Genomic DNA, 15,005 nt, shown 5'->3' on the forward strand with positions numbered 1-15,005 from the left:
TAACGATCATCAATGAAAATAGATTCTTTTAATTTGATTTTTTTTGTCACAAAACCACATAATAAGTCCTTTACTTTATATAATCAGTGTTTAACTTTTTTAATTTTTGAATATGTATATTGTAAATTTTAATCACCAAACCTATTCCAAAAAGAACTCCTGCTGTTTTCAAAAAGTAGATACCGAATGGGGTGGTTTATCCAATATGAAAGGAATAGTTTATCCGTTATTGGTAAATAAAAGAAGAATTTTAACTTCTGAAGCTTTATACCAAGCGTGTCGTTTTCCTGATTATCCAGAAATTCAAGAAGAAATTATCAAACAAAAAAGTCCAATGGCCGCTAAAATGAAGTCAAAGCCTCATAGACTAAAATGCACAAGAGCTGATTTTGAAGAAGAAAAAGTAGCGATTATGTATTGGTGTTTGAGGGTTAAGTTAGCTTGTAACCCTAATGGTTTTGGTCATTTGTTAAAGAAAACTGGAACAAGACCAATTGTTGAGGTGAGCCATAAAGATTTATTTTGGGGCACAAAAGAAGATAAAAGTAATCCAAATAACGTAATAGGAGTCAATGTTTTAGGTCAATTATTAATGGAGTTAAGAAGTTTTTATTTAGAGAATCAAGTATCAAAAGCATACTTAACCGTTGAACCTTTAGATATTGCTAATTTTAAATTATTTGGAGAACCAATCGAACCAGTTGTGCATCCAATATTAAAACTTAACTAACCCAATTATTTTACCAACCTTTAATTTCAATAAATTATGAAAAAAAACTTATGTGTAGTACTATTATTGCTCTCTCAAATTACTTTGCTAGCACAAAGTATTAAGCAAAAAGATAAGTATGGAAACTCAATTGCCTATATAGATGGGTTGACTTTAAAGTCTAAAGACAAATATGGAACACCACTTTTTTACAATGATGGTCAAGCCATTAAAGTCAAAGATAAATATGGTCAATCACTCTACTTTTTAGATGGAAATACCGTTCGTGTCAAAGACAAATATGGAACCGCTCTATATTATTTTGATGGACAAACCATCAGACAAAAAGATAAATATGGGCAAGCACTCTATTTTATAGATGGACAATGTATTAGAGTAAAAGATAAATATGGAGCATCTATTTACTACTTTGATGGAATCCCCGAGAAATGGGCAGTTATTTGTTTGATAAGATAAAATTTTTACTAAAAAAATAAGAAAATTAAAAAAAATGGCAAAATTAAACTCTAAGAAAGAACAAGAAAAAGTCAAACCAATTTTTGATAATCCCAGACAAATATTAAAAGTAACATTTAAAAATTGTTATCCAAATTGGACTGATTTAGAAGTTAATCATGTTGTTAATTCATTGTATAAAAAATTCTATACTTGTCTTTATCTTGATTCATCTGCCTTAATTGAAATAGTTAATATTGGTTTTGAAAAATTGCTTTTAAAAAATAAAGCAACTATAATTAATCCTGGTTATTGGATGAATCGTGGATTTAAAGAAGGTTTATTAGAAGAATATAGAAGTAAGATAGTTAAAGACGATAATAATCTAGTAAAAAATGAAAGTTTTATAGATATTATTTACGATAAAGCAAAAGATGAAAATGAAATTTATAAAAATATAATACTCTACGCAGAGGAAATTGAAAAAAGAAGTTCTTTGTCTGAATCTGAATCTGAATTATTTGAATTACTAATTACTTTAGCTTTAGAATGCACGGCAACCGGTAGTTTAAATAAAACTCTAAAAGAATCTGCTTTGGCCTTAGGTTATAAAGATGTTAATTATAGAACTTTATTGAAGTTATTAAGAGCAAAATTAAATAGTCCTCTTAATATTAAATCTAAAGAAAAACATTTAATTTCATTTGTCAACACAGAGCAAGATAATCTAGAAACTACACTTAAAGCTTTTTTAAATTTTATAGAAACCCAATTAACTATGAAAAACCACTTGCAAGCTTACCGGTTCTCTGAACAAGAGATAAACAAAATGATTGAACTGAAAGGAATCTTTGAACAAAATGAATTTAAAATAGATCGATTTCCTGAGGTTTATTATGATGATTATGATAATTATGAAGAGATTTATGGAAAAATAAAAGACCTTGATGAAAACATTGATTACTTAGGTGTTTACACTGATTTTTGGATTCCATCGGATGAAATAAACAGTAAAGAAGGTATAATTGTATTATTTAAGGATCGAATCGAAAAGTATTGTTATGAAAAACAAATAGAGGTTAATTCTGTTCGTTTTATTGTTTTAATGCACGAATTGGGTCATTGGCTGACTCATTGGGCTACATATAATAATGAAAACTGGTCAAAAGGTTACAAAGCAGGTACAGATAAAAAAACTCATGAATCATTAGCTCAATTAATTGCATATTGGGCAGTTAAAGATAATTCTAATTTAAAGAATCTATTAGAAACTCATTTAACACCAAGTAAAGTAGATGATCCATATGCTTTATATAAAAATTTAACAAAGATTGATGAGACAATTATTCTAAAAAAAATAGTTGAAATTAGAAAACATGCTTTTTTGACTGATGATTTAATGTATGCTTTTTTATCAAGTGATTCAGAATTTATGTATGAAATATTTATTAATAATATAGAGATAAAAGGATGGTATTGTATTAATCTTTTGAATGAAATTAATAAGCCTAATGAATGTTTTGATGATGCAGTATTTGATTTATTAGTTAATATAAACAAAGAAAGAAAGACCACAAGTTGTAGTGATTTTCCAATTTGTCTTTTGGGAGAATATAAATTCAAAGAAAAATTTAAAAATGAATTTTCTCAAATTTTCATAGATTGTAGAGGTGCCATTTCGGGGTGTAAATTTGGCATTTAAAATAAACATCAAAAATCTGTCACAAAAGCACTAAAAAGTGCATTATAATAATATAACCATTAAAACTAAATAAGATGCTAAAAATTCAAGGCCCTGTACATTTTGATAATGTAGACAAAATTGGAATTTTAAAGAATAATCCAAAAGGATGTTCAAACCCAAATACAAGTGGAGTTTATGTTTGGGGATTTATGTATAAATATGAGAATGGAGAATTCACTGAGCCTATTGACTTTAAAGATATAAAAGTTATAGAAGTTTTAGATTCCTACTATTCTAATAAACGTGAACTGCCAGAAAATTGGAAGTTTTTGCCATACTACGTCGGAAAAAAAGAAGGTAGTATTTTCAGTAGAATAAAGACTCATCAAAAAGTTAGGCAAGGTGATGCACGAAAATACATCCGTTTATCATTTGATTACTTACGTGAGTTTTTTAAAGACCCTCTTTATCCTGTAAAGTATAATAGAAAACCTAATCTTCCGGCTGTTTTAGTCAAACATCAACAAGATCCAAATAGTATTGAGTACTTCAATAGTGATAAGTTTCAAAATTTAAAATATCCAAATTGTATATTGACTCCATCAGGAAGAAATTCAACAGATTATCCAATTACCGATCAAAAAGATTGTAATGGAAATCCATTGCCAGATACGTTAGATAAAATTGTAAATCTAAAAAATAATTTTTGGTTTTGTTATTTGCCTATCGATGAAGATAAATCTTTAACAAAATACGAAACTTTTGTGTTCTATTCACTAAAAGGAAAAACTACAAGCCAAACTCAAGATTTTTCTAGTATAAACAAAAATATTGTTATTAATAATGATACGGATACCGATATTTTTATAGTTGATCAAAATAATAATTTAGTCGCAACTAATACTTTTAGTGGCTATTAGAAATTAAATTTAAAAATAATTAAAAAAAGTTCTTCCATTTCGTCACAAAACACCTTTTAAACACATTATACTATTAGACAAACTATTGTTTAATATTAAAAATGTAAAAAGTATGGTGTTAAAAATGATCTCCGGAGGACAAACAGGTGCAGATTTAGGTGGACTTAAAGCGGCTAAAAAATTAGGAATCCCAACAGGTGGTGAAGCTCCTAAGGGATTTAAAACGGAACTTGGGTGTAATTTAGAATTACAATCAATTTACGGATTGAAAGAAAGTCCTTCTGAGGACTACGGCATTAGAACGGTTGTGAATATTCGGTCGAGTGATGCGACTTTGATATTTTCATCCAATGCAAAATCACCTGGTACGAAACTTACCATTAAACACTGTGAGAAATTATATAAGCCTTATATAATTATCGACCCAAAACTAGAAAGTGCAACTGACTTAACAAAAGCCTTTCTTGAAAAACAATACGTTCGGTTCCGTAAAAGAATCATCTTAAACGTGGCTGGAAATCGCGAAAGTAAATCGCCTGGTACCGAAGCAAAAGTGGGTCAAATTTTGCTAAAAGTGCTTGAACAGAAATAGCATAATTAACTTAGATAGAATCGGGAACAACTCCTGATTCTATCTTTACTTCACGAATTTGCATTTATTTACACTTGCAAAAAAAGGTACTTAAATTTTATTTCAAATATATTTGTTATTATAAACCTTAAAAATCAAACAAAATGGAAACAAGAAAAATCGTTTACTGTCTGTTAGCGCTTTCAGGATCTTTATTAAGTATTGGCTTTTTATGTTATTTCGATCATTATAAATATCATCGAAACTTTTTAACAGCAGGGTTTATGTGCTCCGCAATGTTTTTTGTCTTTTTAGCGATGCACTTATATGATAAAAAAAACAAATGACAACATTTTATGTAAAAGACAATGCTCAATTGCAAAAAGGTAAATCAAGATTTGATAAATTAATTTGCGAATTAAACGCTGGAAAAGTAAAAAAGCCATCGGCAACTACAATAGATTTAGGTCTTTTGACTGAAACCTATAGTATTCAATATAGAGATGAATTTTCACATCAAGAAAGATTAAGTTTTTTGCCGAAAACAGATAAGTATTCTGTTATTATTCAAGGCAATCTATTTGATTTACTTTCAAAAGACCATCGCCTACTTTGGTATCTAAACCCAAAAGGAGATATAAGATTATTCCAAAACACCATGGAAAAGTTAGCACATCAAGCAGCTCCATTTTTGGAAATTTCTTTTGATGATTGTTGTGTTCTAGTTAAAGAGTTGGTAGCTGTTTTTGCAAAAAGTCAACAATTTATTGAAAATTACTTAGAGCAAAATGAATTTAATAAAAAACGTTCCATAAATTATTTTGATTCAAAAGTAGCTCCAATACAACAATTGCTATTCTGGATAGTACTAATACAAATCGATAAGGATAACGAATTAAAAGAACTATTTCTTTTGCTCTTATCAAAGATTTTGCCTGAATTAGATGTATTACTATTCGAAGTCTTTGAGGATAAACTGGTGTTTGATTGTTTAATTGAATGCTTAGAATCTGAAAAGACTTCAAATGAAATGTTTGAATACCTACTGCAAAAACAAAGTTTCACCTAAAGCCAACAAATATGAATAATTCACTTCTTTTTATAGTTATTGTAATATTAAATCATGCTTGTTTTACATTTTTGAAACAAATGAATGATGACCAAGAAAACAAAGATAAATTAGCATCTTTCTATTTGAATCTAGCTATAATTCCTCCTTTCGGTTTAGTAATAGAAGTTTTTTTAGTATCACTTGGTATTATATTAATATTGCATGAAGCCCTAACAGAATATTTGTCAAATAAATAATATGAAAATTTACAATCACAATAGCGAATCGTTTGAATTATTAATCAATGGGTATAAGATTCCCGAATCAGAAGGGATTTTATATAACAGTGATTGGTTAATGGCTACAATTTCGATTAATTCAAATAATGAGTTTTTAAATAAAGAACTTGACTTTTTATTAGTAGAGGATTTCGATAGAATTTTGATTTGGTTGAACAAAAAAGACCAACCCAAAAGACTTGAATTTGTAGATGCTTCATTTTCTTTTTTGAGATTTAAGAGAAGTAATATTCCTTTTCTCAAAATTATTAATCAAGAATTTGAAAGTGATGAAGCTATTACTTGGGATTTGCATTTGACTGAAGAAAATATCAATATGTTTACCAATGAGATTAAAATTTTACAAGAAAAATTTCCTTGTCGGTGTCGACTTTTTCATGATTATGAACAATAATAATTTATTGTTTAAATTCAAATTTGTACTTAGTATTTATCAATTAAACATAAATTAAATTAAATATATATGAGATATAAAAAATTTGATTATTCTAAATTGACGCTGCCTTGCGTGGCTTTGGTTAAAAACTTAAAGTTTGAAGACGATGAGAATGGTATAGGCAGAATTGAATTTGGGGATATTATTAAAATTTCTAAAATTAGAAAAGATTTAATTGCTTTAATACCTGAGCCAAAACAGATCAAAACGAGAAAACAACTAAAAAGACTTATTTTTAGAGAAGAATTATTAGACATGATGCTAGACGATTTTGATACGCTAGAGGAGGTTGACGCTTGTCAGTTAAAGGAGATTTTTATGGATATCGACTTCTCTAAATCAATTGACCACATTGTTTCTGAAATGTTTGACAGAGATCCATATTACTTTAACGTTTACATGAACCAATACTTTGAACAATACAAAATAAAAGACCGAGATATTTTTAACGAATCCTACGTAATCGGTTTTTTTGTATCTTCAAACTATGAGGCCAATTTTGATTATCTTAAAGCTGTGGCGCTATCCATGATGAAAAGTGGTTATTCATCATCCAAAGCCATCAATCATTTACATTATTTTTATTTAGAACAAATGTTAGAGGGTGAGTGGAATGATGAGATGAGTGTCCAAGATATGTTTGAAAGGTTAAACGAAGATTTGCCAAAATTCATAAACGGAATTAAAAAGTTACCAGATGATTATGATTATTTGTGGGATAAATAGTCTTATTATTTAGAAAAATATATCTATTTTAGTGCACTATTAATAGCTCTATAAAATGTCAAATTACCCAAATATTGTTCGCTTAACGACAATAAAATATTTCTTATCTCGAACCTATAAAACCAAAAATGATATTTTAGAGTTTCTTGAAGAAAAAGGAGAGTATATTTCAGCACGAACTTTAGAAAGAGATTTAAAACAATTAAAAGAAGACCTTGGCTTTGAATTGATTTATAAAAAGAATAAAGGTTATTTTATTGATATTTCTAAGAGTTCAGATATTGAATTATTAGAGCGATATGATGAAGTAGTTAAACTTCTAAATTTAACAAGTGAAAATTCAGAAGCAGTGAAGTACATCTTAAATACTTCACCAGTAATGTCAGGAATTGATCAGTTGCCCATTTTGTTTGAAGCTTTTAAAGAAAAGAGAATACTTTCTTTTAAGTACCATAAATTTAATGAGTCTATTGAATCTGATAAAATAAGAACCGTAATACCACTTTGGATAAAAGAACATAACGGACGTTGGTATTTAATGGCGTTACCCATTGATGGAAATGAAATTAGAGTTTTTGGTATTGATAGAATCTATGATATTAACAAATTAGAATTATATGATGAATTGCTAATTACTGAGAATATCCAAAAACAAATAGATAATTACAAATTTATGATTGGTATTAACAAACCAATTTTTAAAGATTTAACACCTCATAAAATAGAATTAGCTATATCTGACAAATACTTAGATTATTGTAAAACAAAACCACTTCATCATACACAAAAAATCACCAATACAAGAATTGATGATTATACTTTGGTGGAGTATATATTGATTCCAAATATTGATTTGTTTAAGTTAATTATTTCTGAGTTAGGTGATATTAAATTGATTGGTTCTGAGAAAGTTAAAAAGCACATGAAAAAGGAATATAATCACCTAATGAAACAAATAGTAAAGTAATGCATTAAAAATTTTAACATCGCCATTATTTGGCAATTTACACTATTACTTTTGCACAAAATTATTTTAAGATGATTCCACCACAATTAAATAATGCCTTAGCTATTTTTAAAGAAGACATTGCACCTATATATCGCAAGCATGAAGAAACTTTTGATTTAGAAAGTCATCATGGCAGATTTCACATAATAAGATGTTTGCTTTTAGCAGATAGTTTATATCGTTATTATGAATCTAATTCAATTTCCCTCTATATTGAAAAATCCTTTTATGCTATTATGTACCATGACGCAATGCGTGAGGATAACGGAATTGATGAATGGGAATTAGATAGTACTTATTGTTGTTATAAATATTTAAGAAGCAAAGGATATGAGCATCATTTTTCTTCTACTACATCTAACATTATACTAAAAGCAAATGAAGCTAACCTTGAAGAGCAGATTTTATATGATGTGGATGTGTTAGACTACAATCGTTTTTTCTATATACCTGAAGAAAGGCACTTATTTAAAGATTATAAGTTAAAATTTGCAGGGCCCAATGATGTATCAGCTTGTAGCGATTTAGAGGCAAGAAATAAAATGATTCAATTAGCACAAGATCTTGTCGAGTTTAGCGAAACTTTATCTATTGAAACAGAAACTAATCAATTGATAAAAACGCTTTCAGAATATTATTTAAAAATAAAACCTTGGTAGGTTAAAAAAATTAAAATATGAGTATTAAAATTTTACATACAGCCGATTGGCATATTGGGAAACAATTGTTAAAAGTTGATTTTTCTGAAGATATGGATCTTTTTTTTGAATGGTTAATTAATTGTATTAAAGACAATAATATAAATGTTTTGTTAATGTCAGGCGATTTGTTTGACCAAGCCAATCCCTCTCAAGCTGCAATGAAACAGTATTATTCTTTTTTAAAGCAACTTTTACCATTAAAATGCAAGGTTATACTAACAGGAGGAAATCATGATTCTCCATATGTTATTAATGCACCAAAAGAACTCCTAGAAATTTTAGAAATCAAAGTTGTAGGTGGAGTTCCTAATGATATTTCTGAATTATTTGTAGAAATTGAAATTGACAATAAAAAAATTGTTGTAGCTGCAGTTCCTTATCTAAGAGACAAAGATATTAGAAATGCGCTTCCAGGCGAATCGTATGCTGATAAAATTGAATTAATTCGTAGTGGTATTGCTAATTATTTTGCGAATATAAATGAATATTATACAACTAATTATGATGGAATTCCTTTTATAGTTATGGCTCACTTATTTGCACAAGGTGCTTCCATATCGGAAAGTGAAAGAGAAATACAAATTGGAAATCAAGCAGGAGTAGAGGCTAAAATTTTTGGAGATACTCCAAATTATGTGGCTTTAGGACACATACATAAACCTCAAATTGTTGGTCAGTCTAACATTCGTTATAGTGGTTCCCCAATCCAATTAAGTTTTAGTGAAAAAGAAGACCAAAAAGAAGTAGTTATTTTAGAATTAGAAGGAAGTGAATTTAATATTTCATCTCTTCCAATACCACAATTCAGAAAATTAGTTTCTATTAAAGGTTCAATAGTTGAAGTAAATAAAATATTATCCGACTACAAATCAGAATCCCCATTAACCGATTTGATAGAACTTTTAATTGAAGAGGAGAATGAAAATATTGAGCATATACGAATGTTAGAAGAACTTTTAACTTCTGAAGCACATACTTACTATCAAATTTTAAAAGGACGTATTAATTTCAAAAATAAGTTAGTTGGAACTTCTGTTTTGCTTAATGCAGGTGAAGATATTGGTGATTTCAGACCTATTCAATTGTTCGAAAAACGATTGGAACAAGATGATTCATTAGAGGATACGCAAGAATTAATCCTTGCATTTAAAGAAATTCTTCAAAAAATAAGTGATACAGCTTTAACCAATTAAAAACCATCATCAGTTCATTATTATGAAAATTTGTAAAGTAAAATTTAAAAATATACATTCTCTAAAAGGAGAACACGAAATTGATTTTGAAAATGGAGTACTTGGCGAAGCTGGACTTTTTGTAATTACAGGAGCAACTGGTACTGGAAAATCATCTATACTAGATGTTATTACCCTGGCATTGTTCAATAGAATACCTAGAATTGACTCTCCAATTACTGAATCAATAATAGAAAAAGAAGGAGTTATACTAACTAAAAATGCTCCTGATTGTTTTGCTGAGATTGAATATGAAGTGAAAGGAATAAAATACCGTTCGAATTGGTCTATTAGAAGAACAAGAACAGGTTCCTTAGATAGCAGAAAACAAGATTTAACTGACGTTGAAACAAATCAAATTATTGTTTCTGGAATAAAAGATGTTGTTAAGAAAAATGAAGAACTAATTGGATTAAATTTCGATCAGTTTGTCCAGTCTATGATTTTAGCTCAAGGGCAATTCTCAAAATTATTATTAGCAAAGAAAGACGAACGTAATTTAATTTTAGAGAAAATCACAGGTTCTTCAGTCTATCGTAAAATTGGTATGTTGGTTTTTGAACGTCACAAGGAAGTTACTAATTTGGTTGCTACTCAAAGAACTAAAATGGGAGAAACTGTTCTGTTGGAGCAAGAAGCTATTGATTCAATTAATGCAGATATTATTGAGAAAAAGCCATTGTTGGAAGCAGAAAACATAAAACATAAATCTTTTAATGATAAAAAAGTACTTAAAGAAAGTATTCAAAAAAATATTTTAATAAAAGAAAAAAATCAAGTTGATTGGAATGCATTTTTAGAAATAAAAAAAACATTTGCACCCAAAGAAAATCAGTTAGCTATACATAATGATTTAGTTATTTTTCGTGATGAAATGAATCAAATAGAATCACACAAGAATACTGCATCAAAACTTTCTGAAACAATATTGACTTTAGATGAGCATTGTAAGGCTTTTGTGACTCAAAAGGCCACCAATATTATTTTGGTATCCAAATTAGTTGGTAAAACAATTCCAGAAGCTGATTTAGAAGTAGAATTGGATTTATTTTTAAAGCAAGTTGTTGTTTTGCAAAATGAGGAGCACACAAAATTTTCAAATAAAGAACAGGAATTCCAACGATTAAAAGACAGATTAGAAGTCCTTGTTGCTTATGGAATTTCATTAAATATAAATGATGAACTAACAGAAAAAATTCAAGAAGAACTAAATTCAATTTCAACAATTATTAAGCAAAGTGGTTTAAATATGGTAGAGGAGGTTTTATCTAAAAAAACAGAATTTGCAAATTTAATTTTGCCAGCCACTCAATTAATTGGAAGTCGACAATTGTATGATTCGAAAAAAGATGCCATTGAAACCTTAATGAAGAGTATTTCTTCTCATAAAGAGAATTTATCTGATGCTATTGAATCTGAAAAAGTATTAAAATTAAAAATAGATGATTTAGTTTTAAAAGTTAGGACTGCTAGTACGGAATTAGAAGATTGGAAAAGCCGTAAAAGTTTAGACCAACATCGAAATGAACTAGAAGATGGAAAACCTTGCCCTTTATGTGGTTCTGAAAACCATCCTTATTCTGAAAATATTGAAGAAGCCTTAATTAATGCCTTGCAAGAAAAATGGGAAGCTTTATCTTCTGAATTGAATCAATCAGAAAAAGAATATAGTATTTTAAATACCAAAATTAAAGCGTTTCAAGATAATATTATTTCGGATAATAGTAAATTAGAAACATTGAATACAGATTTTACTATTACAGAAACTAGTGTTAAAAATCTATGTAATAAATTAAAATGGGACTTAAATGTCGCAATTATTGAATGGGAAGATGAACTTCAAAAATATCAATATAAACAAAATGAGCTTGATATATTAGAGAAAAAGTTCCATGCTTTAAAAAGCTTGCAAGATTTAAAAAAATGTTATGATGATTATTTACTTTTAAATGAAGAATATATAAAAGCTAAAGATGTTAGTATTTCTATTTACAATGGTGATGATATCAATGAAGAAGTAAATGCATTAAAAACAAATTTTGTACAAATCACTACCGCTCTAAAAGGATTAATTTTACAAATAGAAGACCATCAAGAAAATCTAAAAATTGCTATAGACTCTCAAAAAAGTTTATCCGAAATCCTTTTTCCTAAATTAGAAGAAAGAGGAATAAACTCATTAGAAGAATTAAAATCTAAATTATTAGACGAAGCTAATGCAGCACAAATTCGTAATGAATCACTAGAAATAAAGACTCGCGAAGCAGAATTAAAAACTATAATAGCTGCAACGGATAAAACTTTAGAAGAAGAAAACAAATTAGACGATACTTCTATTACTTTAAATGAATTAATTGAATTGCTTCCAAAATTATCAGAGGCAATATCCGAACTCCAAAAACACATCTGGGACCAGGAACAAAAAATCAAAGTAAATGAAGAAAATAAACAAAGACTCCAAAAAAGTCAAGAGACACTAGATGCTTTGCTCAAAGATTTAAGTTTATGGAGTAAAATGAATGCACTTATTGGAGATGCAAAAGGAAAAACATTCTCCAATTTTGTTCAAGATTTAACATTGCGCCAACTTATTGAATATGGTAACAAAAGATTAGTTGGCTTTTCGGACCGTTATTTATTGGAAGTTGCAAATGAATCAGATGCATTACAGGTCATTGATACCTATATGGGAAATTCAAAACGTAGTGTAACTTCTTTATCAGGTGGGGAAACATTTAAATTGAGTTTGGCATTAGCATTCGGTTTATCCGATTTGGCTGCGCGTAATGTAAATATTGAATCCTTATTTATTGATGAAGGATTTGGTTCTTTAGACCCTGAATCATTAGACCAAGCTATTACTATTCTCGAGAATATGCAAAATGAAAGCAATAAATCGATAGGTATAATTTCGCATGTAGGCGAATTAAAAGATCGAATAGGCACCAAAATAAAACTATTAAAAACAGGTGCTGGATATAGTACAATAGAAATTGAATAGAATCTTTATGAAAAACCTATTTATAATCCCACAAAAGATACAAAGTATCATTGCGACTACAGAAAACGAAGGCCTATACAAGTACATTCAAGAAATTGAAGATTGGAAAAATAAAATTACTTTTTCAAACCCTATTGTTGACTTTTGCATCATAAATGATTAATGCATTTATTTTAAACAGAAATGCCCTTTATTGTTATGATTTAACAACAAATCCAAGTATGAATATAACAAAACTTGAAACGAAATTAAAAGATATGGTAGAGCTTATAAAAACAAACTACAACAGAATTGTTGTAGTGAGCGCTGATAGCTATGAGTTAATACCTTTAATTCAATAAAAAGTATGATAAACAAATCCAACTTTAATCTTCATAATGCTTTTGCTGATTATTTTAATGATACTGAATTAAAACCCTACTTGTTTGCCCTATCTAAGAAAATGGGAGAGGGACATATATGTTTAGATTTGAAATCCATTCCAACTGAGGAAGAGTTTTGGAGTGGTTATGATGGAGATAAATCATTAGTGGAATCATCTAGTTTAGAGTTTTCTCAATTTGTAAGTTTAAACGGAATTGATAAAGCCAAACCATTTGTTATTAATAACAATAAACTTTATTTAAACAGATACTTCGAATATGAAACAGCCATTATTGATAATCTAAAAGAATTAATAAAAGTAGCACCAGAGAATAAACAAAAGCGAATTGATTTCTTAAATGCAAATAAAGAGTTCATTTCTAAATTGGCCTTAAATTTAGATACCTCAAATTACCAAGAAGATGAAATTCCTGATTGGCAATTGATAGGTGCTTTACAAGCTTATATAAACAATTTTACAATTATAACAGGTGGACCTGGAACAGGAAAAACTACTACTGTTGCAAAAATAATAGCCATATTGTTGCAAGACAATCCCAAAATTAATATAGCATTAGCAGCTCCAACAGGAAAAGCAGCAGTAAGAATGAAAGAGTCCTTGTTAAACAATAAAGACGCAGAAATTTGGGGTATAAAAGGGTTGATTGATTCCTTAAAGCCTTCAACAATCCATCGCCTTTTAGGTTCCATAAAGGATGCTCCTTATTTTAAAAGAAACAAACAAAATCCATTAGATTTTGATGTTATTATTATAGACGAATCTTCAATGATTGGAACTCCTTTGTTTTCAAAGTTATTAGAAGCAGTGAATCCTGAAAAAACAAAACTTATCCTTTTAGGTGATGCAAATCAATTAGCCTCAGTAGATGCAGGAAGTTTATTTGGAGATATTTGTTTAACCCAAAAGCAGGGTTTAAATAATTTTACAGAGGAGAGTAAAGTCTTTTTCAATTCTTTTTTGAATTCAAAACACCAAATACCTATGCACTCTTTTAGTTTAAAGTTAAAGGAGAATTTACTGAATGAACATGTAATTGAGTTAAAAAAAACATTCCGTTATGATACCACATCAACTATGGGTGTTTTTACTAAAGCAATGATTCAAGGAAATGTAGATAAAGTAAAAGAAACAATTAAAATTAAAGATGATAGTTTAGTTTTTGATTCCGAATATTCCGCCTCACTTTTTAATGAAATTGTGGCTAAATATTCCAATTTCATCAATGAAAAAGATACATATATAGCACTACAAGCAATTAATGATGTAAAAGTAATCTGCGCAATAAAACAGTCAAAAGAAGGGGTGTATTATACCAATGAACGTATTGAAAAAGCACTCAAACTTAAATTTGATAATGAAGCTAACATAGATGGTGTTAAAAACACAAAGTTTAACCCTTCTTCTGATTTCTATCACAATCAACCCATTATAGTAACTAAAAATTATCCCGATTTAGGATTGTTTAATGGAGATGTGGGCATTATTAGAAGAACAAATGAAGAAAATTTATTAAAGGCTTTTTTTCTAGATGGAGATAACCAAGGAAAATTAAAAGAAATTTCACCTGGATTTATTGCAGAGTGTGAAACGGTTTTTGCCATGACTATCCATAAAAGTCAAGGGTCAGAATTCAAAGAAGTACTTGTTATATTACCTAAGAAAAGTGATATTCAATTAGTAACTAGAGAACTTATTTACACTGCCGTTACTCGAGCAAAAGAAAAAGCAACAATTCAAGGTTCAGAAGAAGTCTTATCTGCAGCTACTGAAAGAAAAGTACAAAGAGCATCCGGAATTACAGAACGAATTTTAATAAAAGAATAGT

Annotated in this window: 15 protein-coding genes; all 15 read left to right on the plus strand. The window is 28.7% G+C overall.

The window, feature by feature from the left end:
- Positions 1 to 112 precede the first annotated feature (112 nt).
- Positions 113 to 730 (plus strand): NADAR family protein, encoded by a 618-nt coding sequence (locus ABD771_RS09855; RefSeq protein WP_344816597.1) that lies wholly within the window; start codon positions 113 to 115, stop codon positions 728 to 730.
- An 84-nt stretch (positions 731 to 814) separates the two neighbouring features.
- Complete coding sequence (locus tag ABD771_RS09860; RefSeq protein WP_345094034.1) at positions 815 to 1,186, plus strand: hypothetical protein; 372 nt, start codon at positions 815 to 817, stop codon at positions 1,184 to 1,186.
- 34 nt (positions 1,187 to 1,220) lie between these two features.
- Positions 1,221 to 2,867 (plus strand): hypothetical protein, encoded by a 1,647-nt coding sequence (locus ABD771_RS09865; RefSeq protein WP_345094036.1) that lies wholly within the window; start codon positions 1,221 to 1,223, stop codon positions 2,865 to 2,867.
- Positions 2,868 to 2,941: 74 nt separating this feature from the next.
- Entirely contained in the window at positions 2,942 to 3,769 is an 828-nt protein-coding gene (locus ABD771_RS09870) for a hypothetical protein (protein ID WP_345094038.1), read from the plus strand.
- Between the two features lie 112 nt (positions 3,770 to 3,881).
- Positions 3,882 to 4,361 (plus strand): YpsA SLOG family protein, encoded by a 480-nt coding sequence (locus ABD771_RS09875; protein ID WP_345094040.1) that lies wholly within the window; start codon positions 3,882 to 3,884, stop codon positions 4,359 to 4,361.
- A 322-nt stretch (positions 4,362 to 4,683) separates the two neighbouring features.
- Positions 4,684 to 5,409, plus strand: coding sequence for a hypothetical protein (locus ABD771_RS09880; RefSeq protein ID WP_344816592.1), 726 nt, complete (start codon positions 4,684 to 4,686; stop codon positions 5,407 to 5,409).
- Positions 5,410 to 5,420: 11 nt separating this feature from the next.
- Entirely contained in the window at positions 5,421 to 5,648 is a 228-nt protein-coding gene (locus ABD771_RS09885) for a hypothetical protein (RefSeq protein ID WP_345094042.1), read from the plus strand.
- A 1-nt stretch (position 5,649) separates the two neighbouring features.
- Positions 5,650 to 6,084 (plus strand): WapI family immunity protein, encoded by a 435-nt coding sequence (locus ABD771_RS09890; protein ID WP_345094044.1) that lies wholly within the window; start codon positions 5,650 to 5,652, stop codon positions 6,082 to 6,084.
- Between the two features lie 69 nt (positions 6,085 to 6,153).
- Positions 6,154 to 6,852 carry a hypothetical protein gene (locus ABD771_RS09895; RefSeq protein ID WP_345094046.1) on the plus strand — a complete coding sequence of 233 codons (699 nt, stop codon included), beginning with the start codon at positions 6,154 to 6,156 and terminating at the stop codon, positions 6,850 to 6,852.
- Positions 6,853 to 6,907: 55 nt separating this feature from the next.
- Positions 6,908 to 7,819, plus strand: coding sequence for a helix-turn-helix transcriptional regulator (locus ABD771_RS09900; RefSeq protein WP_344816588.1), 912 nt, complete (start codon positions 6,908 to 6,910; stop codon positions 7,817 to 7,819).
- Positions 7,820 to 7,890: 71 nt separating this feature from the next.
- Entirely contained in the window at positions 7,891 to 8,520 is a 630-nt protein-coding gene (locus tag ABD771_RS09905) for a hypothetical protein (protein ID WP_345094048.1), read from the plus strand.
- 17 nt (positions 8,521 to 8,537) lie between these two features.
- Positions 8,538 to 9,755, plus strand: coding sequence for a metallophosphoesterase family protein (locus tag ABD771_RS09910; RefSeq protein WP_345094050.1), 1,218 nt, complete (start codon positions 8,538 to 8,540; stop codon positions 9,753 to 9,755).
- A gap of 22 nt (positions 9,756 to 9,777) precedes the next feature.
- Positions 9,778 to 12,795: an SbcC/MukB-like Walker B domain-containing protein gene (locus tag ABD771_RS09915; RefSeq protein WP_345094052.1), complete on the plus strand. Its 3,018-nt coding sequence runs from the start codon at positions 9,778 to 9,780 to the stop codon at positions 12,793 to 12,795.
- A gap of 7 nt (positions 12,796 to 12,802) precedes the next feature.
- The gene (locus tag ABD771_RS09920) at positions 12,803 to 12,958 is read left to right on the plus strand and encodes a hypothetical protein (protein ID WP_344816584.1); all 156 of its coding nucleotides are present in this window, start codon (positions 12,803 to 12,805) and stop codon (positions 12,956 to 12,958) included.
- A 183-nt stretch (positions 12,959 to 13,141) separates the two neighbouring features.
- Positions 13,142 to 15,004, plus strand: a complete 1,863-nt coding sequence (gene recD / locus ABD771_RS09925) for an exodeoxyribonuclease V subunit alpha (protein ID WP_345094054.1) — start codon at positions 13,142 to 13,144, stop codon at positions 15,002 to 15,004.
- Position 15,005: the final 1 nt, after the last annotated feature.

Origin of the sequence: Flavobacterium chungnamense, assembly GCF_039539165.1 — a bacterium.
Taxonomy (GTDB): domain Bacteria; phylum Bacteroidota; class Bacteroidia; order Flavobacteriales; family Flavobacteriaceae; genus Flavobacterium; species Flavobacterium chungnamense.